Raw genomic sequence first — 21,632 nt, 5'->3', positions numbered from 1 at the left:
GCTTACGCCTCACGGTCGCATCCGCTCGGGGACGTCCTCGGGTCGACTCCCGGCCGGAGCCGTCGTGACCGACGCCGACGGGAGCACAAAAACGGTCTACCGCCGTTTCGTCTACAGTCGCTTCAGGTTCTTCGCTCGCGGGCCCTTGTCGGCCTGCACGATCTCGAACTCCACCTCCTGGCCCTCCTCGAGGTCCGGTCCGCCGACGTCCTCCATGTGGAAGAACACGTCCTCGTCGGACTCGTCTGTCGTGATGAAGCCGTAACCGCCCGTATCGTTGAAGAAGTCAACCGTACCGGTCGCCATTACACTATCCCTCTCGTCGTCATCGTAGTAAAAGGCTACGGCCCGCCCCCGACCGACCTCTGTCAAAAGACTCATACCTCCCGCAGAAAATCACACGCCTATGGTTCGGCGGCTGCGGCGAGCGGTGCGAGGTCTCTACGAGCGACTTCTCGAACGCGAACTCTCCGGCGTGCCGACACACGTCGCCGTCATCCAGGACGGCAACCGCCGGTACGCCGACCGGCGCGGACAGGGAAGCGCCGCGGGTCACCGCGCCGGGGCCAAGACGGCCGAGGCGATGCTCGACTGGTGTGCCGACCTCGGCATCGAGGAACTGACCCTCTACACCTTCTCGACGGAGAACTTCGACCGCCCGCCCGCCGAACGCGCCGAGCTGTTCGACCTCATCGAGGAGAAGCTCTACCAGTTCGCCGACGAGCCGAGGGTCCACGAGGAGCGGGTGCGCGTCCGCGCGATCGGACAGCTCCACCGCCTGCCGGAGCGCGTCCGCACCGCCGTCGACTACGCCGAGGCGCAGACCGAGGGCTACGACAGCCAGTACCTCAACGTCGCGCTCGGCTACGGTGGCCGCGCCGAACTGCTCGGCGCGGCCCGCGACATCGCCGCTGCCGTCGAGCGCGGTGACCTGTCGAGCGACGCGGTCGACGTCTCGACGATCGAGGAGCGACTCTCCGAACGGCCCGCCCGCGCCGTCGACCTCATCATCCGCACCGGCGGCGACGAGCGCACCAGCAACTTCCTCCCCTGGCACGCGAACGGCAACGAGGCCGCCGTCTTCTTCTGTGCGCCCTACTGGCCGGAGTTCTCGCGCGTCGACTTCCTCCGGGCGGTCCGCACCTACCAGTCGCGCCGCGAGTCCTGGCAGCGCACGCGCGCGGAGCGCGCCGTCGCCCTGCTCAAGGCCGTCGGCGCGGACGAACGCCAGCGACTGCTCGGCCGCCTGCGCAGCGAGAACGCCGACATCGACCTCTCCGACGAGCGCGTCGAGGAGGTCGAGATCGAACTGACCGCGGACTGAGCCGGCCTCTCGCCCTACCGCCGATCCAGGAACCGCTCCGCCCGCGCGTCCCCCTCCGCCATCAGGTCGCGGAGGAACGCCGGACTCCGGTCGAGTTTCGACGCCGTCGAGAGGCGTTCGTCGAGTTCGATCCACCGGATCTCGATCGGCTTGTACTCGCCGCGGAGCTTCGGCGGGTCGGCCCGGAGCCACTCGTTGACCTGCTCGATGAAGCCCACCTCCTGTTCGAGCGAGAGGTTCCCGGCGAGTTCGTTCCTGCGGTCGGCGATCTCCTCGAGCGAGGTCGGCTCGCCCCGCCGCTCCTTGGGGTTGATCCGGACGATCCAGATCTCGTCGGGCTTCTCCTCGGCGACGTCGGGGACGTCGAGGAACTCCCTGATCGGCGGGTTCTGCGAGAAGAGGCCGTCCCAGTGGAGGTCGCCGTCGTACACGTCCGGATCGAGGTGCGGGGCCGTCCGCTCGAGTCGCACCGCCTCGAACAGGGTCGGCACCGCGGCGGAGGCGAGCACCGCGTCGGCCGTGATCCCCTCGTTGACGACCGTCTTGAACTCGCCGTTGTTGACGTCGACCGTCCCGATCAGGAGCGTCGGGGACGCCGAGTCGACGAGCGCCGGGAGCCGATCGAAGCGGACGTGCGCCTCGAGCACGTCGCGGAGCCGATCCCGTCCGAGCGCCGCGGTCGGGACGTGGTAGGGGCTGAACTGCGGGATCGGGAGCCCGCTCTCGAGCGCGCGCGAGGTCCAGACGAGCAGCGCGTTCGCCGACCGCTCCGCGAGGCCGTCGGCGGCGAGGTCGTCCCAGATCGACTCGAGCAGGTCGACGGCCCGCCCCTCTCCGTCCGTCAGCAGGCCGTACCACGCCGCGAGCGCGCAGATCGCGCCGCCGGACGTCCCGCTCAGCCCGACGATCTCCACGTCCGAGGGCCGCTCGCGGAGGAGTCGCCGGAGCACGCCCGCCGTGAACGCGGTGTGGCTCCCGCCGCCCTGACACGCGATCGCGACCTTCGTCGGGTCGTCGTCGCTCATCGGTCGCGACCCTCACCCCCGTCCGCGATCGCTCACCCTCGCGAGGAGTTCCTCGCGGTTCGAGACGGCGTAGTACACGAGCCACGAGGCGAACAGGGCCAGCGGAAGGGAGGCGTACTGATCGAGGCTCGAGGTCACCACGAAGTAGAAGACGAGCGGAAACGTCAGCAGTGCGAGTAGCTGCGGGGCGATGCGGCCGAGGGGTACGTCGACGTGGGCGTTCATGGGTACCCTGTCACACTGGGAGGTTGTGTACTTTCTGCTCTTTCGTGTGTGGCGACATTACCTCGACCTCGACGCGCCGAGCGTCGGAGGTCCTTCGGCGTCGGCCACCACCTCGCTCGCGACGACGTTCGGACGCTTCGCTGGCGCTCAGCGTCCGAACCGCCGCTGTCGGTCCTGGTAGTCGCGCACCGCGCGGAGGAAGTCCCGCTTCCGGAAGTCCCGCCAGTTGACGTCGGTGAAGTAGAGTTCGGAGTAGACCGACTGCCAGATCATGAAGTCCGAGAGGCGCTCCGCGCCCGTCTTGATGACCAGGTCGGGCGCGGTCGGGAAGACGAGGGCGGCCTCGATGTGCTCCTCCGCGATCTCGCCGCTCGCGAGGTCGCCGCGCTCGACCGCCCGCGAGACGTCGCGCACGGCGTTCGCGAACTCCGCCTTCCCGCCGAGCCCGATGCTCACCTGGATGGGGGCGTCGGCGCGCTCGTCGTCGCCGGGACCGCGCACCGCCAGCGCCCGGGGCGCGTCGATGCGCTCGAGCGACCCCCGGAGCGTCGTCACGACGGCCTCGTCGAGCACCGAGACGTACACCATCACGCGCTCCGCGCCGTAGTCGAACGCCCACCCGAGGAACGACTCGAGCGTCCCGTAGGCCCCCGGCTCGAGCAGGTCGCGCTCGGTGATGACGAGCGCGATGGTGCGCGGCGAGTCGGCGTCGCTCCGCCGCGCGCGGGCGGCGAGGTACCGGTCGTAGAGTCCCACGCGCTCCCGTTTACGGTCGACCGACCTAAGCCTCACGGGACGGCCCCTTCGCCGGGCGATGACAGTCACCCCTTCCCGAGAGGATTAAGTGCGAGTCGGGGGAATCGGAGGGCGTGGTTCCTACCGTCCGGCGCGCGGGGGCGTTCGCGGTCGTCGGGACGCTCTCGCTCGTCGCGCCCGCGCTCGTTGGACGCGTCGACGCCCGGGTCGCGATGGTCGCGTCGACGCTCCCCTTCGTGCTCGTCGCGCTGTTCGCCCTCACGGCCGTCGACCAGGGCGGTCGTCTGTTCGAGCTGTTCGCCCGGCCGGGCGACTACGAGGAGGGCCGCCTCTACGGTCTCGCCGGGTTCTCGCTCGCCGGTGCCGGCCTCGCGCTGCTCTCGCTCCGCTTCGGCATGCCCGTCGCGGTGTACGTCGCGACCGTCCTCCTGCTGGTCGTCGGCGTGCTCGCCGAGGCGGGCGCGCGCGAGGCGACGGCGGACGCCTTCGTCGCCGTCGGCGCGTTCGCCGTCGGCGCGTTCGGGGCGGGCGTCCTCGGGCAACTCGCCGCCGCGGCGCTCGACGTCTCGACGGGGTTCGACCCGCCGACGGCGCTGTTCCTGGCCGCGACGGGCGCGCTCCTCGCGGCGCTGCTGCGGTCGATGCTCTTCGAGCGCGACGATCCGCTGGTGATGCTCACCGTCGGGCTGGTGCTGTGGCTGTTCGCCGACCTCTCGCTCGCGCTCGACCCGACGCAGGTCCTCGCGGGGCTCGCGATCACCGTCGTCCTGGGGTACGTCTCCTACGCGCTCAAGACCGCCTCGATCACGGGGATGCTCGCGGGCGTCTTCCTCGCCTTTCTCACGGTCATCCTCGGTAGCTACGGCTGGCTCGCGGTGCTCGTCTCCTTCTTCGGCATCGGCGGCCTCTCGACGAAGTTCCGCTACGAGGAGAAGCGCGAGCGCGGCCTCGCCGAGGGGGACGACGGCGCGCGCGGGAGCGGGAACGTCCTCGCGAACTCCGCCGTTGCGCTCGCGGCGGTCCTCGGGGCGGCGATGAGCCCGATGATCGGCCTCCCCGAGTACGTCTTCTTCTTCGCCTTCTCCGGGGCCGTCGCCGCCGCGATGGGCGACACGCTCTCCAGCGAGATCGGCGGCCTCTACGACGACCCGCGGCTCATCACCACCCTCGAACGCGTCCAACCGGGCACCGACGGGGGCGTCACCTGGCAGGGCGTGATCGCCGGCCTCGGGGGCGCGTGCATCGTCGCCGGGATCGCCGCCGTCTTCTTCGGTCTCGGTCCCCTCCCGACGCTCGTGATCGTCGCCGCCGGCTTCGTCGGCATGACCGTCGACAGCGTCCTCGGGGCGACCGTCGAGCGCAACGGTGGCGTCATCGACAACCAGGGCGTCAACTTCCTCGCGACGCTCGTCGGCGCGCTCGTCTCGGGCGGCCTCGCGGTCGCCGTCGGGCCCGTCGCCCTCTGACACGCTCGAACCATGACCGAACCCACCGTCCGCGAGGCGACGCCGGCCGATCGGTCCCGACTCCGCGCCGTCCAGCGCGCCTCGCTCGCCGAACCGCAACCGGAACTGCTCGACGCGGGCGTCGAGGGGGCCGCCGTCTGCCTCGTGGCGGAGGTGTCCGGATCCGAGCCCGCGGGGTACGCCCTCGTCGTCCCCGGCGAGCGGTGGTACCTCGCCGAGCTGGCGGTCGCGCCGGATCGCCGTCGGGAGGGGATCGGGACGCGCCTCCTCGACGCGGTCTGCGAGCGCGCGGGCGCGGCCGGGGCGGCGGTCACGCTCACCGCCCGCGTCGACGACGAGCGCGCGCGACGGTTCTACGAGTCGGCCGGCTTCGACGCCGAGCGGCGACTCCCCGACTTCTACGACGCCCCCGACGCCGACGGTCCCCGGGACGGGCTCCAGTTCGTCCGGCCGATCGGGGACGGGGAGCGGCGAGACGAGTGACGGACGCGACGGTGGCGCGACGGAGCGTGACGGCACGGGAGGCGGGCAGCAGGACTTTCTCCCCGGCGTGTGAACCGTGACGCATGGCCGTCAGGCCGCACAACGACCAGCACGAGGCCGTCGAGGAGCTTCCCCTCGTCTCGGAGGCCGCCACCGTCACCGACGTCACGGCGATGGACCGGGACCGGCGCGAGGCGGTCCTCGACGCCCTCGAACGCCTGCTCGACGTGCACAACTGCGACGAGTGGCTGGCGTCGGGGGAGTGGACGCGCGACCGGCCGGACTGGGCGCGCCTTCGAGCGGTGCTCGCCCCCGAGGAGGGAAGCGACCTCGAGCGTCGCCTCGACCGCCTCCGGGAGCGCTACGAGCGCCCGTATCCGATGCTCGTCTCGGTCCGCTTCCGGACGGACGACCCCTTCGACTACCGGCCCGGGCAGTACGTCACCCTCAGGTACCGGGACGTGTCGCGGCCGTACTCCATCGCGAGTTCGCCCAACGCGGACGAGACGGAGCTGTGCGTCCGGCGGGTCCCCGACGGGACGCTCACGCCCTGGCTCTGCGACGACCTGGAGCCGGGCGACAACCTCGCGATCCGCGGCCCGAACGGGGAGTTCCTCCTCGAGTCGCCCTCCGAGCGCGACCTCGTCTTTCTCGCCACCGGGACCGGCGTCGCGCCGTTCAAGAGCATGATCGACTACGTCTTCGAGGAGGGCTGGGACGAGCACGGCGGCGACCGGCGCGACGTGTGGCTCTTTCTCGGGGCCGCCTGGGAGGACGACCTTCCCTACCGCGACGCGTTCGCCGCGCTCGACGACGAGCGCGAGAACTTCCACTTCGTCCCGACGCTCTCCCGGGAGGGCTACCTCACCGACTGGGAGGGCGAGACCGACTACGTCCAGTACGCGCTGACGAAGTACCTCGACGCCGGGGCGGTCGCGGGGGACCTCCCGACCGACCTCGACGCGTACCTCGGCGTCGAACCGGTCGTCGGCGTCGACGCGCGCATCGACCCGGGGAGCGTGGAGGTCTACGCCTGCGGCGTCAGCGCGATGGCCTACGGACTGGTCGACGTCGCCGAGGCGGTCGGCGTCCCCGAGCGGCACGTCCACGCGGAGGGGTACGGCTAGTCACTCCGGCGGTTCGAACTGGTCGGCCGTCCGCACGCGAACCGCGGTCGGTTGCTTCACGAACTGCGCCGCGCCGCGGGCGACCACCTGGTCGACGCCCCGCTGGGCGCAGACGTCGAGGACGCGCTGGGTCAACTCGTCGTCGAGGACGACGGCGGCGGGGACCGTCTCCGCGTCCTTCACGCGGTCGAACGCCTCCGCCGCGGGCGCTTCCTCGAGCGTCTCGAACTCGGCGGTGAGCAGGCGGACCGCGCCCGTCTCGCCCCCGACGACCGCCGCGACGTGACCGCGGAGCGTCTCCGGTTCCTCCGCTCGATCCTGCTCGTCCGGCTCCTCCGACGGTTCCCGTTTCTCGGGCGACGCCTCCGACTCCGTCGACGCTTCCGACTCCGTCGACGACGCTTCCCGTCCTTCGTCGGCCTCCGCGTCAGTCGCGACCGTTCCGCCCACAGCCCGGTCGGTTCCGCGCGAGGAGTCGGGCGGGGAGTCGGGCGTCGCGGGGCGGTCCGCCTCGATTCCGCCGTCGTCCGGTTCGTCGGTCGCGGGGGCGGGCGTCGCCTCCGGCGGTGCGGGGCGGGCGCTCCCGTCGGTCGCGGCGATGGCCTCGCGCGGCGTGCTGGCGTCCTTGACGGAGTCGTAGGGGACCTTCTCGCGGAGCGCGCGCATCACCTCGCTCCGGTCCAGGTCCTCGACGCTCTGGCCGGCGGGCGCGATGGCGACGTAGTCCACGTCGCCGACCTGGGCGAGTTCCTTCAGGATGAGGTCGCCCCCGCGGTCCCCGTCGAGGAAGGCGGTGACGGTGCGGTTCTCGGTCAGCGCGGCGACCGCCTCGGGGACGTTCGTCCCCTCGACGGCGACGGCGTTCTTGATGCCGTAGCGGAGCAGGGTCAGGACGTCGGCGCGCCCCTCGACGACGATGATCGCGTCGCTGTCGCCCACGCGGGGACCGGCCGGCAGTCCCTCGTAGGCGGTGATGTCCTCGACGCGGATCGATCGGCGGACCTCCTCGACGAGTTCCTCGCTGGTGAGCATCGAGCCGTCGAAGGCCTCCCCGAGCAGTTCCTTGGCGCGGTCGACGATGGTCCGGCGTTTCGCGGCGCGGACGTCCTCGATGCGTTCGACCTCGAGGGAGGCGCGGCACGGACCGACGCGTTCGATGGTCTCCAGCGAGGCGGCGAGGATGGCCGTCTCGACCTGGTCGAGTCCGCTCGCGATGGTGACGGTGCCGAACGACTGTCCGTTTCGTGAGTCGACCTCGACGTCGATCCGGCCGACCTTCGAGGCGTCCTGCAGGTCGCGGAGGTCGAGGTCGTCGCCGAGGAGGCCCTCGGTCTGGCCGAAGATGGCCCCGACGACGTCACTGCGCTCGACCACCCCGTCCGCAGTGATGTTCGTGTGGATGAGGTATTTCGCGGTGTCGTGCATGGCGTGATGGTGTGATGGATGTGATCGTGACGGCGCGACCGGTGGCCGCGCCCGAGCGGGGGGTGCCCGCTCGATTGCCCATGCGCGCAGGCATGGTATAGATATAAATTGTCGCTGATACCCGTATAAAGGATGCGACACCGTCCACCCGCGGTCGTCGCCACCGTCGGCAGACCGTCGATGCCCGCTCCGCCCCGCGACACGTATCGAATAACGCACACATATTCGCCGGTAGATGGCCTATACCAAACTACCGGGCGGGTGATCGGACCGTCGTGGGACGCTGTCGAGGTACGTGAGGTCTGGTATCACCTCACCGGACAGCGCACGACGAAGCCACGAGACCGACGGATCACCCCGTCGCCTCGCTTCGCGCGACCTGTCATGGGGCTCGCGTCGTGTACCGCCCACCGTTTCCCCCTTCGGGGGTTTTCCGGCGCTCGACCCATCAACCGTCGCCGTAGCGTCGGCCGTGGATCGTCGGTGAGTAGATCGTCGCGACGACTTCGCGAGGACGTTTTCGAGCAGCGCCGGACGACCCCAACCTTTCGGACGGACGCGCTGACCGCGAGCGGGCGGTAGGCAGTCGTCAGTTCGTGGCTCCGTCGGCGATCCGATCGACGGGCTCCGGTTCGATGCGCGAGAGGCGCATCGCGTTGCCCGTGACGCCCACGGTCATCCCCGCGTCGCCCAGGAGGACGGCGGCCCAGATGGGGACGAGGCCGAACGGAACGCCGAGTGCGAGGGCGGCCTTCGCGCCGAGGCTGAGCCAGACGTTCTGCCGGATGACCCGAGTGGCGGTGTGCGAGAGGCGGTAGAGGTAGGGGAGCTTGGCGAGGTCGTCGCCCATGAGGGCAATGTCGGCGGTGTCGAGGGCGGTGTCGGTACCGGCCGCGCCCATGGCGATGCCGACGGTGGCGGTGGCGAGCGCCGGCGCGTCGTTGATGCCGTCGCCCACCATCGCCACGCCGTCGAACTGCTCGGTCAGCTCCTCGATTGCGTCGACCTTCTGGTCGGGGAGGAGGCCGGCGCGGACGTCGTCGACGCCGACGCGGTCGGCGATCGCGCGGGCGGTTCGTTCGTTGTCGCCCGTCAGCATCACCGTCCGCGAGACGCCCAGTTCCTTCAGGCGTGCGACGGTCCGGCGCGCCTCCGGACGCACCTCGTCCGCCACCGCGACGACGCCCTCGAGTTCGTCCTCGGTCCCGACGAGGACCACGGTCTTGCCCTCGGCCTGGAGCGCCGGAACCGTGTCCTCGAGCAGATCGAGGCAGTCGTTCCGCTCGCAGAGGCGCGTGGCGGTGCGCGTGACGACCCCGCCGTCGGTAGTGGCGTGGACGTGCGAGAGGTCGAAACCCAACTCCTCGAACAGCCCCGGTTTGCCGGCGTAGTGGGTGGTCCCGTCGAGGTCGGCGCGGACGCCCCGGCCCGTCAGGCTCTCGAACTCGCTCACGTCGCGCGATCCGACGCCCTCGGCGCGCGCGACGATGGCCTGGGCGACGGGGTGCTCGCTGCGCGCTTCCAGGCCGCGCGCGCACCGGAGGACGTCCTCCGCTGTGTTGCCGTTGAGGGGGACGACGTCGGTGACGGCGAGGTCGCCGGTGGTGAGGGTGCCGGTCTTGTCGAAGGCGACGACGTCGATCGCCCCCATCGCCTCCAGGTACGATCCTCCCTTGATGAGCACGCCGTTGTTCGCCGCGCTGGTGATCCCCGAGACCACCGACACCGGCGTCGAGATGACGAACGCGCACGGACAGGCGAGCACCAGGAGCGTGAGGCCGTAGACGAGGTACGTCACCCAGGACGCGCCGAGCGCGAGGGGCGGGACGACCGCGACGAGGACCGCGAACAGCACCACGGTCGGCGTGTACCAGTTCGCGAAGCGGTCGACGAACTGCTCGCGCTCGGTCCGGTCGGCCTGCGCGTCCTCGACGAGTCGGACGATGTGCGCGAGGGTGGTGTCGTCGGCCGCCGCGGTGGTCCGCACCTCCAGGTACCCTTCCTGGTTGATCGTGCCGGCGTAGACCTCGTCACCGACCGCCTTGTCCACCGGGACCGACTCACCCGTGATCGGCGACTGGTTCACCGCGCTCGACCCCTCGATCACCTCCCCGTCGAGGGGGATCTGCTCGCCGGGGCGCACTAACACCGTCTCGCCGACGGCGACTTCCTCGACGGGAACGGTGACCTCCTGGCCGTCGGCGGCTTCGCCGTCTGCTCGGGACGTCTCCGACGTGCCGGTGTCGCGCCGGACGGTCGCCTCCGCCGGCGACAGGTCCATCAGCTCGCGCAGCGAGTTCCGCGCCCGGTCCATCGAGTAGCGCTCCAGGAGTTCGGCGACGCTGAACAGGAACGCGAGCGTCGCGGCCTCGAAGTACAGCGCCTCCCCGAAGGCGACGCTGGCGACGAGCGCGCCGAGGATGGCGACGCTCATCAGGAGGTCGATGTCGAGGCTCCGGGTGCGCGCCGAGTAGTAGCCGTTGCGGACGATCTCCTGACCGCCGGCGGCGACCGCGAGCAGGAACAGCACGTCCGCGACGTGGAGGGTGCTCCCGAGGACGGTCGCGACCGCGACGTCCGCTCCCGGCAGGAGGAACTCGAAGAGCAACCCGAACGCGACGAACGCGCCGCTGAGCCACGTCTTGATCGCCCGCGGGCTACGCCAGACGCTCTCCGAGTCGCCAGCGTCGTCGTCGCCTTCTCTCCCCGCGACCTCGTAGCCCGCGCCCTCGATCGCGGCGGCGAGGCGGTCGGTCGAGACGCGCTCGGGATCGTAGGTGACGACGACGGTCCCCGTCGCGGGCCGGGGGTCAGAGGCCTCGACGCCCTCGACGCGCTCGAGCGCCTTCTCGACCGCTCCCGCGCACGACGGGCAGTCCATCCCCGGCACCGAGAACCGGACCGTGGCCGCCTCGGCGTCCGGTTCGACGCGATAGCCCGCGCTCTCGACGCGCTCTCCGATGGCGGCCGCGTCCGTCACCGCGGGGTCGTACTCGACGACGAGCGTGCCCGTCGCCGGGCGCGGGTCGAGGTCGCGGACCCCGTCGAGTCGCTCGACGCTCCCCGTCACCTTCCCGGCGCACGACGGACAGTCCATCTCCGGCACCGAAAGCCGAACGACGCGGCCGTCGGACCGCTCGGGCGTCCGGTTCGAATCCGCAGGTGTGCGCTCTCGATCCGCCTTATCGCTCATTAGCCGTGTGTAGTCGACGCCCGAGTATTAACCTAGCTGTTATAAATGGCCGATGTAAGCTGAATCATTGCTAATCTTCGGCGAATAAGTTAACAACCCTGTCGGGCAGGTCGTCGCGGTGGTGAACCTCGGGACGGTGGCCGTCGCGGACCTCGGGAGTCAGCGCCCCGTCACCGGCGTCGATCGCGCGGACGGCGTCGTCCACCTCCGACCCGAACGGCGAGTACCGAACGGCGCGCGGACCTACTGAACGAAGTACCGCTGTATCGGGGGGTTCGAAGATAATTCTTCTTCAAATTCTGCTATCGTTGGTGAACAGCAACATTTACGTCCCTCTGTCGACAACCGGTGCCACCGATGACCAAGCAGCGAGCGGTGATACTCTGGGCGGTGGTACTGACGACGCTCGTCGCCCTCGGCGTGCCGTGGTTCCTCTGGCGCGACAGCGCCGTCGCGTTCGGCCTGCCGGTGTGGCTCTGGTGGCACGTCGGCTGGATGGTGCTCGCGGCGGTCGTCTTCCGGACGTTCGCCCGTCGAGCGTGGGGCGTCGGCGTCGAGACCGATCGACCGGGGGGTGATCGCGCGTGATCGCGCGACTCCACCTGCAACTCGCAATCGTAGGGGCGTACCTCGGGATCGCGCTCGCCGTCGGCGTCGTCGCGTACCGCCTCACCGAGGACACCGCGGAGGACTACTACCTCGCCAGCCGGACGCTCGGGACGGTCGTGCTGCTGTTCACGACGTTCGCGACGCTCCTCTCGGCGTTCACCTTCTTCGCCGGGCCGAACATCGCCTACTCGATCGGCCCCGAGTGGATCCTCGTCATGGGCGTGATGGACGGCCTCCTGTTCGCCGTCCTCTGGTACGTCGTCGGCTACAAGCAGTGGCTCGTCGGACGCACGCGGGGGTACGTCACGCTCGGGGAGATGCTCGGCGATCGCTTCGGCTCGAAGCCCCTCCGCGGCCTCGTGGCCGGCATCAGCCTCTTCTGGCTGTTCCCCTACGTGATGCTCCAGCAGCGCGGCGCGGGCATCGCCCTCGAAGCGCTCACGGACGGCGCGGTGCCGTACTGGGCCGGCGCGCTGGTCATCACGCTGTTCATGATCCTCTACGTCGCCATCTCGGGGATGCGCGGGGTCGCCTGGACCGACACGCTCCAGGGCGCGTTCATGCTCTCGGTCGTGTGGCTCGCCGTCCTCTGGGTGCTCGCCGAGGTGGGCGGACCGGGCGTCGCCACCGCCCGCATGGGCGAGGCTGCCCCCGAATTCCTCGCCCTCGGCGGGGGCGCGTACACGCCGCAGTACGTCGTCTCGACGGCGGTGAGCATCGCCTTCGGCGTCACGATGTTCCCCCAGATCAACCAGCGCTTCTTCGCGGCGGGGTCGAAGGAGACGCTGCAGCGCACCTTCAGCCTGTGGCCCGTCCTCGTCCTCCTGCTGTTCGTCCCCGCGTTCATGCTCGGCGCGTGGGCGAGGGGCCTCGGCGTGCAGGTGCCCGAGGGGAGCAACGTCCTCCCGATCCTCCTCGGGGAGTACACCGCCCCGTGGTTCGCGGCCGTCGTCATCGCGGGCGCGCTCGCCGCGATGATGTCCTCCTCCGATTCGATGCTCCTCTCGGGGTCGTCGTACCTCACGCGGGACCTCTACCGACCGCTCGTCGGCGCGTCCGACCGCGAGGCGCTGGTCGCCCGCCTCGGCGTCGTGGCCTTCGCGCTCGGCGCGTTCGTCCTCAGCCTACACACCAACGCGACGCTCCTGCAGATCGGCGACACGGCCTTCGGCGGGTTCGCCCAGCTCGCGTTGCCCGTCGTCGTCGCGCTCTACTGGACGCGCACCACGCGCGCCGGCATCACCGCCGGTATCGTCGGCAGCCAGGCGTTCTACCTGGCGAGCGTCTTCCTCGCGCAGGTGCCCGGGAGCTACGCGGGCTGGAGCGGGTCGATCGTCGGCATGGGGCTCGGCCTCCTGCTCACCCTGGGCGTCTCGCTCGTGACGACGCCCGCCGAGACGGAGCGGCGCGCCGTCTACTTCGAGGGGCTGCGAGCGGACTGATCGAGCGAACCTTCTTATCCGAGAACGGGACCAGCGTCCCCGTGACCTGACCCCGGCCGCGGGCGGTCAGCGGGAGCGCGGCGCGCCCGCCCGCGGCGTCGTCGGGCCGGTGAGTCCGCCGACCGGCCGAGCGCGCCGCCTGTTCGCCCCCCGCCCCCGCCCCTGTCTCCCCCTTCCCCCCGCCACCCACGCTTATCGGGGTCGCGGCCGTACCCCCGCCCATGGCAGACCTGCTGAGCGACGAGGAGATCCAGGAGCGCGCGCCGGACGACTGGGAACGCGAGGGCGACGAACTCGTCCGCACGTTCGAGTTCGACGCCTACCTCGCGGGGGTCGGCTTCGCCGCCGGCATCGCGGGCCTCGCCGAGGAGGCGTTCCACCACCCCGAGATCACCATCGGGTGGCGGGAGGTCGAGGTCCGCCTCACGAGCCACGAGGAGGGCGGCATCACCGGAAAGGACGTCGACCTCGCGGCCCGGTTCGACGACCTCGCCTAGCCGTGCTTGACGCCGCGTACGTCTTCCGGGTGCGGTTCCGCCTCGACCCGCGGGCCGAGAACGTCGCGCTCGCCCCGCGGACGTTCGAGACGACGATGGAGCGCGCCGCCGATCCACCCGGAGAGGAGGGCTGGCTCTTCTTCCGGGACAACCTCTGGCGCGGCGAGGCGAACGACCCCGCGCACCTCCGCGAACTCGCCGAGGAGGCGCTCGGCGTCCCGGTCGAGTCGATCGAGTTCCGCGAACTGCGGACCGGCGCGGAGCACCTCGCGGCGTTGAAGGAGGCCATCGCCGAGGAACTCCCCCGCGGAACGTTCGGTAACGCCGACACGCCACAGGCGGTGATCAGGAACTACCTCGGGAGTTCCGTCCACGTGCGTCCGGAAGGCTCATAGCGTTCGATACCGTAGGTGACGGCCCTCAATGTCGGCCACTTCGTACGACTTCTGGCTGCTCGACCTCGACGGGACGCTCATCGACGTCGAGCGCGGCTACCTCCACGAGGTGATGCGCGAGGTCGGCGACCGGGTCGGCTACGGCTTCTCGGAGGCAGAGGCCGAGGCGATCTGGTACGGCCTCGGCGGCACGCGCAGCGAGTTCCTTGCGGCGCTCGGTCTCGACCCGACGAGCTTCTGGACGGTCTTCCACGAGGTCGAGGATCCGATCGCTCGCGCCGAGCACTCCTACCTCTACGACGACGCCGCCTTCGTCGGCGAACTCGCCCGACCGACCGGCCTCGTCACCCACTCCCAGCAGTGGCTCACGGACGCGGCGCTCTCCCACCTCGGGATCGCAGACTGGTTCGACGCCGTCGTCTGCTGCACGGACGAACTCGGCTGGAAGCCGGATCCAGCGCCCGTCAGGACGGCGATGGCGGGACTCGGCGTCGACGCCGCCGACGGCCAGCGCGGCGTCCTCGTCGGCGACGGCCCGCAGGACGTCGGCGCGGCGTGGAACGCGGGGCTCGACGGGATCCACGTCGAGCGCCACGGCCACGACCGCCGCGGACTGTGCGTCCTCGGGGACCGCCGGGTGACGCGACTGGACGAACTGATCGACGAGCCCCCCGCGAGCGACTGAAGCGCGCGGGCGCTCGCCGGCTCAGCCGTCGTAACCGGGGAGGTCGTCGAACGCGTCGCCGTCGTCGATGGCGGCGGCGAGCGCCCGCACCGCCGGCTTCCCCGCGCGATCCGGGGTCGAGAACGCGCGGACCGTCTCCGTCCCGACCGGGACGAAGTCCACGTCGAGCCGCGCCGACGTCGCCCGCAGGCCGAGGCCGACGTCGGCGTCCCCCGCGAGGACCTTCCGCGCCGGGCTCTCGTGGGCGCGGACGCCCGCCTCGAACCCGTCGATAGCGTCGACGACGTCGTGTCGGCTCGCGCCGCGCTCCTCGGCGAGGTCGGCCAGCGCCTCCGTCAGACTCGTCCGCAGGCCGGACGCCGACGTGCGGTTGATAAAGCGCAGGTCCTGGTCGACGAGGTCGGCGAGACCGGTCACGCCGTCGGGGTTCCCGGCCGGGACGACGAGCCCCCACTCGCGGGTCCACGACCCGAGTTCGGCCGTCTCGAAGCCGGGCGCACCGCCGACGGTCGTCACCGCCACGTCGGGGACGCCGTTGCGCAGGCGGCGCAACCCCTCGCGGCTCCCGAACGCGATGAACCGGGGTCGGTCGATCCGATCGAGCATGCGCGAGAGGGCGGGATCGTCCTCGCCGACGGCGAAGAGCGCGGGGACGCGCACGTCCGGCGAGAACAGGCGCACCTCGACGCGCTCGCCGGCGTCGAGGTAGCCCGTGTCGGGGTGCATCTCGACGATGCCGTCGGCCTCCACGAGGCTCGTCGTCGCGCCGCTCCCCTTGTCGACCGGGTAGACGAGCGTCTCGCCCGCGCCGTCGCCTCCGTCGTCCCCGGCGGTTTCACCGCCCCCGTCTCGGGCCGACACGGTCGGCCCGCTCTCGACCAGCCCGACGGGCATCAGCCGCAGCCGTCCCTCGGCGTAGCGCTCCCGGGTCGCCATCCGCCCCTCGACGGTCGCCGCCGCCGGTTCGGGGACGCCCGCCGCGCGCCGGATCGCGGGCGCGACGAACGTCGAGAAGATGGTGAGCGCGGAGACGGGGTAGCCGGGGAGGCCGACGTACGCCGACCGTTCGAGGCGGCCGACGAGCATCGGCTTGCCCGGCTTGACGGCGACGCCGTGGAGCAGGAGTTCGCCCTGCTCCTCTACCACTCGGTAGATGACGTCCACGGCGCTCGCGCTCGTCGACCCGGAGGAGAGTACGAGGTCGCACTCCTCGGCGGCCCGCACGAGCAACCGCTCCATCTGGTCGTAGTCGTCGCCGGCGTGCGGGTAGAGGACGGCCTCCCCGCCGGCCTCCTCGACGCCGGTGGCGATCGTGTAGCTGTTGACGTCGTAGATCTCGCCGGCGGCGCTGGAGAGCGGTTCCCCCGGGCGCACGAGTTCGTCGCCGGTCGAGACGATCCCCACCCGGGGCCGCGCGCGGACGGGCACCTCCTCGACGCCGAGCGCCGACAGGAGGCCGATCTCGCGCGGGGTGAGCCGCGTCCCGGGGCCGAGCGCCCGCTCGCCCGCCGCCACGTCCGCCCCGGCGAACATGACGCGGTCGCCCGGCGCGACGCCGGTGCGGATCTCGATCGCCCCGTCGCGCTCGCTCGTCCGCTCGACCATCACGACCGCGTCGGCACCGTCGGGCAGGACCGCGCCGGTCGAGATCTCGGCGCACTCGCCCTCGCCGACGACCACGTCGGGCTCGGTACCGGCGTGGACGACGCCGACGAGGTCGAGGACTGCGGGGTCGGCCTCGTCCGCGCCGAAGGTGTCGCGCGCGCGGACCGCGTAGCCGTCGACGGTGGCGCGGTCGAACCCCGGCACGTCCAGTTCGGCGTCCACCCGCTCGGCGAGGACGCGCCCGCGTGCGTCCCGGAGGGGGACCTCCTCCGCGCCGGCCGCGAGATCGAGCGACGCGATGGCCTCGTGTGCCTCCTCCGGCGGTGCGAGGTCGCGGAACTCCTTTCTCATGGCTGGTACTCCCAGTCCTCGACGGATACCGTTTCCCCCTCGGGGACCCCCTCGCGCGACTCGGGGACGACCACCCAGCCGTCCGCCAGCGCGACCGACGAGAGGACGCCCGACCCGCTCGCGCGCGTGGGGGTCGCCTCCAGCCCGTCCCCGGTCTCCTCCGTCCGCACCCGGACGAAGGTCCGGACGCCGGGCTCGCTCCGGATCTTGCGCGTCAGACGCGCCTCGCGGGTCGGGAGGGGCGACTCGGGGAGGTGTCCGACGTACTTCAGGAGCGGGCGGAGGAACTGCACGGCGTTGACGATGCAGGCGACGGGGTAGCCCGGCAGCATGACGATCGGCGTGTCGTGAACGACCCCGAGCGCGCAGGGGTGGCCGGGCTTCAGCGCGACGCCGTGGACCAGCACCTCCCCGAGGTCGTCCACCACGTCGGGGATGAGATCGCGCGCGCCGACGGAGGAACCGCCGGTGGTCACGATCACGTCCCTCGTGAGGTCGCGCTGGATGGCCGCCCGGAGCGCCTCGGGGTCGTCGGTGACGACCTCGCGGTAGGTCGCCCGGCCGCCCCACGCCTCGACGTACCGCGAGACGGTGAGACCGTTCGTCTCGACCACCTCCCCGGGGGCGGGATCGCGCTGGACGAGTTCCTCGCCCGTCGGGATCACCCCCACGGTGGGCCGGTCGTACACCTCGACCTCGCGGACGCCCGTCGACTTCAGCAGGCCGAGATCGGAGGGTCGGAGCCGGTGGCCCGCCTCGTAGAGCCGTTGCCCGGTCGCCACGTCCTCGCCAACGGGGCCGACGTTCTCGCCCTCCGCGAGGGCGTCGAACACCTCGACCTCGCCGCCGTCTCGGTCGGTGGCGTCGCCGCCCTCCCCTTCCGCCCCGCTTCCCGGGACGCGCTCGGTGCGCTCGACCATCACCACCGCGTCCGCGCCCGGCGGGAGGGCGCTGCCCGTGTGGACGCGGGCGGCCTCGCCGGGGCCCACCTCGTCTCCCGCCTCGTGGAGGACGGCGGGCGAGCGGTCGCTCGCGCCGAAGGTGTCCGACGCGCGGACGGCGTACCCGTCCATCGCCGCGCGGGCGTAGTGGGGGACGTCCCGTTCGGCGTCGACCGGCGCGGCCAGCGCCCGGCCGGTCGATCCCAGGAGCGAAACGCGATCGGTGCGGTCGTGGGGCGTCGCCGCGGCGAGCAGTCGCTCGCGCGCCGCCGCCACCCGGGTCACCGACTTGAACCCGGACTCGCTTACGTCCGTCATACGCTCACGTTCGTCCCCCGCGGTAAAAGCGTCGGCTATCGTCGCGTCCACGGGAGGTGCGCCGGTCGCCTCCCGTCGACCGTGACCGGGGGGTTTTTCGCTCTCGCGTGAGTATCTTCGGGCATGTCTGCCCTGCGAGACGCGTTGCGGGACCTCCCGGACGCGGTGTTCGCGGACCTGCTCGAGTCCGAGGACGCCTACCTCGTCGTCGTCGACCTCCCCGGCGCGACCGCCGACACCGTCGACGCGCGCGTCGACGACGGGAAGCTACGGCTCGAGGTCCAGCGCGAGAAGGACCTCCCCGACGAGTTCCGCTACCTGCGCGAGAACCGCTCGCTCTTTCTCGACGCGGAACTGCGCCTCCCGCCCGACGCGACCGGGAAGGGTGCCGAGGCCACCATGCGGCGCGGGGTGCTCGAACTCACGCTGCCGAAGACGTCGACCGCGCCGGACGAGCGGATCCCGGTAACCGATGCGTAGGGTGACGTGACGGTCCGCGCCTACCGGCGATTCTTCGTCGTCGCGTGGCAGTTCCTGCCCATCCTCCTCGCGTACGCCAGGGACCGCCGGCGCTTCCTGGTGTTCGGTTCCCCCCGACAGGTCTCGCCGGAGACGCGCCGCCGTCGCGCGCGAGCGCTGCTCGCGTCCATGCTCACGCTCGGCCCGACGTTCATCAAGCTCGGCCAGTTGCTCTCCACGCGGCCGGACATCCTCCCGCCGGAGTACGTAGAGGAGTTCGCCACCCTCCAGGACGAGGTCCCGCCCGCGCCGTGGCCCGAGGCGCGGCGGGTGATCGAGGAGGAACTCGGCCCTCCGGAGGAGGTCTTCGAGGACTTCGACACCGACGCGATCAGCGGCGCGAGCCTCGGGCAGGTGTACGTGGCGCGCTGCGAGGGCGAGCGCGTCGCGGTGAAGGTCAGGCGGCCGAACATCGAGTCGCTCGTCGAGGCCGACCTCCGCGTCATCAAGTTCTCGCTCCCCCTCCTGATGCGGTTCGTCGGCGAGGCGCAGTCGTTCTCGCTGGAGACGCTCGCCGACGAGTTCGGCGTCGTGATCCGCGAGGAGATGGACTACGCCCGCGAGGCGCGGATGCTCGAGGAGATCCGCGCGAACTTCACCGACAACCCGACGATCCGCATCCCGAGGGTGATCGAGAAGCGGTCGACCGACCGCGTGCTCACGATGGAGTACCTCGGCGGGACGAAGATCTCCGAGGTCGACGACCTCGACGCGCTCGGGGTGGACCGGACGGGCCTCGCGGAGAACCTCCAGCGGGTCTATCTCCAGATGATCGTCGAGGACGGCGTCTTCCACGCCGACCCCCACCCCGGCAACCTCGCGGTGCAGGACGACGGTACGCTCGTCTTCTACGACTTCGGGATGAGCGGGCGCGTCCCGCCGTACATCCAGGACAAGATCGTCGAGTTCTACGTCGGCATCGCCAACCAGGACATCGACGCCATCCTCGACGCGCTCATCGAGATGGGGACGCTCTCGCCCGAGGCGGACCGCGACACGATGGGGAGCGTGATGGAACTGGCTATCGCGGACGTGCGCGGCGAGCAGATCGAGCAGTACCGCGTCCAGCAGATCGTCAACCAGGTCGAGGACACCATCTACGAGTTTCCGCTTCGGCTCCCGCCGAACCTCGCGCTCGTGCTGCGCGTCGCCACGGTGGTCGAGGGGGTGTGCGTCACCCTCGACCCGCGGTTCGACTTCATCGAGGTGGCGACGAGCTACCTCCGCGAGCGGGGCTACCTCGAAGCGGGGGTCCAGCAGTTCCTCGAGGACCGGGTCGAGGAGGTCAACCGGGCCACCCAGTCGATCGTTCGCGTGCCCCCGAAACTGGAGCGGACGCTCGACCGACTCGAGCGAAACGACGTCGCCGTCCGCGCCCGGATCGAGGACTCGAACCAGGTCGTCGATCGGCTGGCGAGGCGCGTCGTCCTCGGGCTCCTCCTCGCGGCGCTCACCCTCTCGACGGCGCTCACCTACTCCCTCGGGGCGTACGAGGGTGCCGCGGTCGGCGGCGCGCTCGCGCTCCTCACCGCCTTCCTCCTCTACCGATCGTTCCGGACGCCGAAGGGGATCCGCGCGCAACCGCAGTTCACCCGGCAGAACCTCCGTCAGCGCGGGGCGAGCGGGCTCGACGGGACGAGCGCGGGGGCCGCCAGTTCCGCCGCCGATTCCGCCGGCGGAACCGACCGAACGGACGGTTCCGGGGAGACGAGCGCGCCGGTCGGAGCGGATCGGTCCGGGGACGAGGGCCGAGTCTAAACCACGTACAGCCATTAGGTCCCTCGCCGAACCCCGCGAACATGGACATCGAGCCGTTCGCGCTGGAGCGGTGGTTCGCGCGCGTCGAACACGAGGCGGACGTCATGCTCGCGGAGAGCGGCGTCCGGAGCCTCCCCGCCTCGCGGTTCGACACCGATCCGGGCGAACTGGGCTACGTGATCCCGACGAACGGCGACCCCGCGTTCCGCGCCGACGTGGCCGCCGAGTACGGCCGCGAGGCGGACGACGTGCTGTTCACCTGCGGCGCGCAAGAGGCGAACCTGCTCGCCTTCCTCTCGCTGCTGAACGAGGGCGAGCACGCCGTCGTCGTCACGCCGACCTACCAGTCGCTGCGCTCGCTCCCCGACGCGGTGGGCGAGGTGACGACGGTCGACCTCGAACCGCCCGCCTGGGACCTCGACCTCGACGCCGTGGCGGACGCGATCCGTCCGGAGACGACACTCCTCGTGTGCAACAACCCGAACAACCCGACCGGCCGCTACCTCTCTGCGGGGACGATCCGGGCGCTCTACGACCTCGCGGCCGACGCCGGCGCGTACCTCCTCTGCGACGAGGTGTACCGGCCGCTGGCCGACGACCCCCTCCCGCCGGTCGCGAGCATGGGCGAGCGCGGCGTCAGCACGACGAGCGTCACGAAGGCCTACGGGCTGGCGGGGCTGCGCTTCGGCTGGCTCTGCGGGCCGCCCGAGGTGGTGAGCGCGGCCTGGAACTGGAAGGACTACACGACCATCTCGCCGTCCGCGATCGGTCAGCACGTCGCCCGGCAGGCGTTCGACGCGAGGGACGAACTCCTCGCGGAGAACCGCGAACTCGCCCGCGAGCACCGCGAACTGACCCGCGCGTTCGTCGAACGCCACGGCCTCGACTGGCACGACCCGGTTGGCGTTAACGGCTTCGTCACCGTCCCCGACGGGTTCGCCACGGGCCGGTCGTTCTGCGAGCGCGTCGTCCGCGAGGAGTCAGTCGTGCTCGCGCCGGGGGACGCCTTCGGCCAACCCGACTACTTCCGGATCGGGTTCGGCCTCCCGACCGACGAACTGGAGGAGGGACTCGCCAGGCTCGACGACTTTCTGGAGAGACACGCGTAGCGTCCTCTACGATTCGCGTTTATCGATTCTCGTCGATCCACCGGCACCAGGCGCGAAAGTCGTTTGCACCGCACTGCTCGGCGATGGAGTGGAGCGTCCCGATCCTGATTTCGTCGTGCAACGGGACGTCGACGTGCCGGACTTCCCCGGTTTCGGGGTGCTCGTACCGGAGACGGACGTGGCTTCCGCGGTGTGATTTCGGAACGTATCCGAACGTCGTGAGCACGGAGGTGACGTCCTCTCCGGAGAACGTGGTTCGAACCGTCCCCTACCGCATGAACTCCGGAGGCTCTCGGTCGTCGGTCTGATCGACCGGAGCGGACACGACTACCGGCGCGTATCCGCGAGAGAAGCGAGACGGTTCGCCGGGTGCTCACTC

General features: G+C 71.1%; 21 protein-coding genes and 1 pseudogene. 13 read left to right on the top strand and 9 right to left on the bottom strand.

Annotated elements, in window-relative coordinates; all coding sequences use genetic code 11:
- Window positions 1–111: 111 nt before the first annotated feature.
- Window positions 112–306, bottom strand: coding sequence for a cold-shock protein (locus NKI68_RS06250; protein ID WP_254545848.1), 195 nt, complete (start codon window positions 304–306; stop codon window positions 112–114).
- A gap of 100 nt (window positions 307–406) precedes the next feature.
- Between NKI68_RS06250 and uppS the strand changes: the two genes are divergently transcribed.
- Window positions 407–1,324 (top strand): polyprenyl diphosphate synthase, encoded by a 918-nt coding sequence (gene uppS, locus NKI68_RS06245; protein WP_254545847.1) that lies wholly within the window; start codon window positions 407–409, stop codon window positions 1,322–1,324.
- A gap of 14 nt (window positions 1,325–1,338) precedes the next feature.
- On the opposite strand, the gene NKI68_RS06240 is transcribed toward uppS, so the two are convergent.
- The 3 genes from NKI68_RS06240 to NKI68_RS06230 all read right to left on the bottom strand — a co-directional run bounded on the left by NKI68_RS06240 (window position 1,339) and on the right by NKI68_RS06230 (window position 3,330).
- On the bottom strand, window positions 1,339–2,349 hold the full coding sequence (locus NKI68_RS06240) for a patatin-like phospholipase family protein (protein WP_254545846.1): 1,011 nt from the start codon (window positions 2,347–2,349) through the stop codon (window positions 1,339–1,341).
- Window positions 2,350–2,361: 12 nt separating this feature from the next.
- Window positions 2,362–2,574: a hypothetical protein gene (locus tag NKI68_RS06235; protein WP_254545845.1), complete on the bottom strand. Its 213-nt coding sequence runs from the start codon at window positions 2,572–2,574 to the stop codon at window positions 2,362–2,364.
- A 147-nt stretch (window positions 2,575–2,721) separates the two neighbouring features.
- Complete coding sequence (locus NKI68_RS06230) at window positions 2,722–3,330, bottom strand: undecaprenyl diphosphate synthase family protein (protein WP_254545844.1); 609 nt, start codon at window positions 3,328–3,330, stop codon at window positions 2,722–2,724.
- Between the two features lie 113 nt (window positions 3,331–3,443).
- Here NKI68_RS06230 and NKI68_RS06225 point away from each other — a divergent pair, with 113 nt between their 5' ends.
- From NKI68_RS06225 to NKI68_RS06215, 3 genes are all read left to right on the top strand, one after another.
- Window positions 3,444–4,796, top strand: a complete 1,353-nt coding sequence (locus tag NKI68_RS06225) for a DUF92 domain-containing protein (protein ID WP_254545843.1) — start codon at window positions 3,444–3,446, stop codon at window positions 4,794–4,796.
- A 12-nt stretch (window positions 4,797–4,808) separates the two neighbouring features.
- Complete coding sequence (locus NKI68_RS06220) at window positions 4,809–5,279, top strand: GNAT family N-acetyltransferase (RefSeq protein WP_254545842.1); 471 nt, start codon at window positions 4,809–4,811, stop codon at window positions 5,277–5,279.
- A gap of 83 nt (window positions 5,280–5,362) precedes the next feature.
- Window positions 5,363–6,406: a ferredoxin--NADP reductase gene (locus NKI68_RS06215; protein ID WP_254545841.1), complete on the top strand. Its 1,044-nt coding sequence runs from the start codon at window positions 5,363–5,365 to the stop codon at window positions 6,404–6,406.
- Here the strand turns inward: NKI68_RS06215 and dnaG are convergent, their stop codons facing one another.
- Window positions 6,407–7,831: a DNA primase DnaG gene (dnaG, locus tag NKI68_RS06210; RefSeq protein WP_254545840.1), complete on the bottom strand. Its 1,425-nt coding sequence runs from the start codon at window positions 7,829–7,831 to the stop codon at window positions 6,407–6,409.
- A 589-nt stretch (window positions 7,832–8,420) separates the two neighbouring features.
- The gene (locus NKI68_RS06205; protein WP_256562678.1) at window positions 8,421–11,024 is read right to left on the bottom strand and encodes a heavy metal translocating P-type ATPase; all 2,604 of its coding nucleotides are present in this window, start codon (window positions 11,022–11,024) and stop codon (window positions 8,421–8,423) included.
- Between the two features lie 118 nt (window positions 11,025–11,142).
- Between NKI68_RS06205 and NKI68_RS23545 the strand changes: the two genes are divergently transcribed.
- The 6 genes from NKI68_RS23545 (at window position 11,143) to NKI68_RS06180 (ending at window position 14,652) form a co-directional block, all read left to right on the top strand.
- Window positions 11,143–11,274, top strand: coding sequence for a hypothetical protein (locus tag NKI68_RS23545; protein WP_256562677.1), 132 nt, complete (start codon window positions 11,143–11,145; stop codon window positions 11,272–11,274).
- 107 nt (window positions 11,275–11,381) lie between these two features.
- Window positions 11,382–11,612 carry a DUF3311 domain-containing protein gene (locus NKI68_RS06200; protein WP_254545839.1) on the top strand — a complete coding sequence of 77 codons (231 nt, stop codon included), beginning with the start codon at window positions 11,382–11,384 and terminating at the stop codon, window positions 11,610–11,612.
- Window positions 11,612–13,075 carry a sodium:solute symporter family protein gene (locus NKI68_RS06195; protein WP_254546490.1) on the top strand — a complete coding sequence of 488 codons (1,464 nt, stop codon included), beginning with the start codon at window positions 11,612–11,614 and terminating at the stop codon, window positions 13,073–13,075. Before NKI68_RS06200 ends, NKI68_RS06195 begins: the two co-directional genes overlap by 1 nt.
- A gap of 221 nt (window positions 13,076–13,296) precedes the next feature.
- The gene (locus NKI68_RS06190; RefSeq protein WP_254545838.1) at window positions 13,297–13,572 is read left to right on the top strand and encodes a 4a-hydroxytetrahydrobiopterin dehydratase; all 276 of its coding nucleotides are present in this window, start codon (window positions 13,297–13,299) and stop codon (window positions 13,570–13,572) included.
- 2 nt (window positions 13,573–13,574) lie between these two features.
- Window positions 13,575–13,967: an LWR-salt protein gene (lwrS, locus tag NKI68_RS06185; RefSeq protein ID WP_254545837.1), complete on the top strand. Its 393-nt coding sequence runs from the start codon at window positions 13,575–13,577 to the stop codon at window positions 13,965–13,967.
- Between the two features lie 28 nt (window positions 13,968–13,995).
- Entirely contained in the window at window positions 13,996–14,652 is a 657-nt protein-coding gene (locus tag NKI68_RS06180) for an HAD family hydrolase (protein ID WP_254545836.1), read from the top strand.
- A 21-nt stretch (window positions 14,653–14,673) separates the two neighbouring features.
- On the opposite strand, the gene NKI68_RS06175 is transcribed toward NKI68_RS06180, so the two are convergent.
- Window positions 14,674–16,608: a molybdopterin biosynthesis protein gene (locus NKI68_RS06175; RefSeq protein ID WP_254545835.1), complete on the bottom strand. Its 1,935-nt coding sequence runs from the start codon at window positions 16,606–16,608 to the stop codon at window positions 14,674–14,676.
- Complete coding sequence (locus NKI68_RS06170) at window positions 16,605–17,867, bottom strand: molybdopterin molybdotransferase MoeA (RefSeq protein WP_254545834.1); 1,263 nt, start codon at window positions 17,865–17,867, stop codon at window positions 16,605–16,607. Before NKI68_RS06170 ends, NKI68_RS06175 begins: the two co-directional genes overlap by 4 nt.
- Window positions 17,868–17,990: 123 nt before the next feature.
- Here NKI68_RS06170 and NKI68_RS06165 point away from each other — a divergent pair, with 123 nt between their 5' ends.
- Genes NKI68_RS06165 through NKI68_RS06155 form a run of 3 tightly spaced genes read left to right on the top strand, consistent with a single transcriptional unit; the run spans window position 17,991 to window position 21,253 of the window.
- Window positions 17,991–18,347: an Hsp20/alpha crystallin family protein gene (locus NKI68_RS06165; protein WP_254545833.1), complete on the top strand. Its 357-nt coding sequence runs from the start codon at window positions 17,991–17,993 to the stop codon at window positions 18,345–18,347.
- A 6-nt stretch (window positions 18,348–18,353) separates the two neighbouring features.
- Window positions 18,354–20,144 carry an ABC1 kinase family protein gene (locus NKI68_RS06160; RefSeq protein ID WP_254545832.1) on the top strand — a complete coding sequence of 597 codons (1,791 nt, stop codon included), beginning with the start codon at window positions 18,354–18,356 and terminating at the stop codon, window positions 20,142–20,144.
- 41 nt (window positions 20,145–20,185) lie between these two features.
- On the top strand, window positions 20,186–21,253 hold the full coding sequence (locus tag NKI68_RS06155) for an aminotransferase class I/II-fold pyridoxal phosphate-dependent enzyme (protein ID WP_254545831.1): 1,068 nt from the start codon (window positions 20,186–20,188) through the stop codon (window positions 21,251–21,253).
- A gap of 19 nt (window positions 21,254–21,272) precedes the next feature.
- On the opposite strand, the pseudogene NKI68_RS06150 reads toward NKI68_RS06155, so the two are convergent.
- A pseudogene (locus NKI68_RS06150) lies at window positions 21,273–21,485 on the bottom strand (type II toxin-antitoxin system HicA family toxin); the annotation flags it as partial.
- Between the last annotated feature and the right edge of the window lie 147 nt (window positions 21,486–21,632).

Source organism: Halomarina pelagica (assembly GCF_024228315.1).
Taxonomy (GTDB): Archaea; Halobacteriota; Halobacteria; order Halobacteriales; family Haloarculaceae; genus Halomarina; species Halomarina pelagica.
This window is presented reverse-complemented; position numbering and strand designations above follow the sequence as displayed.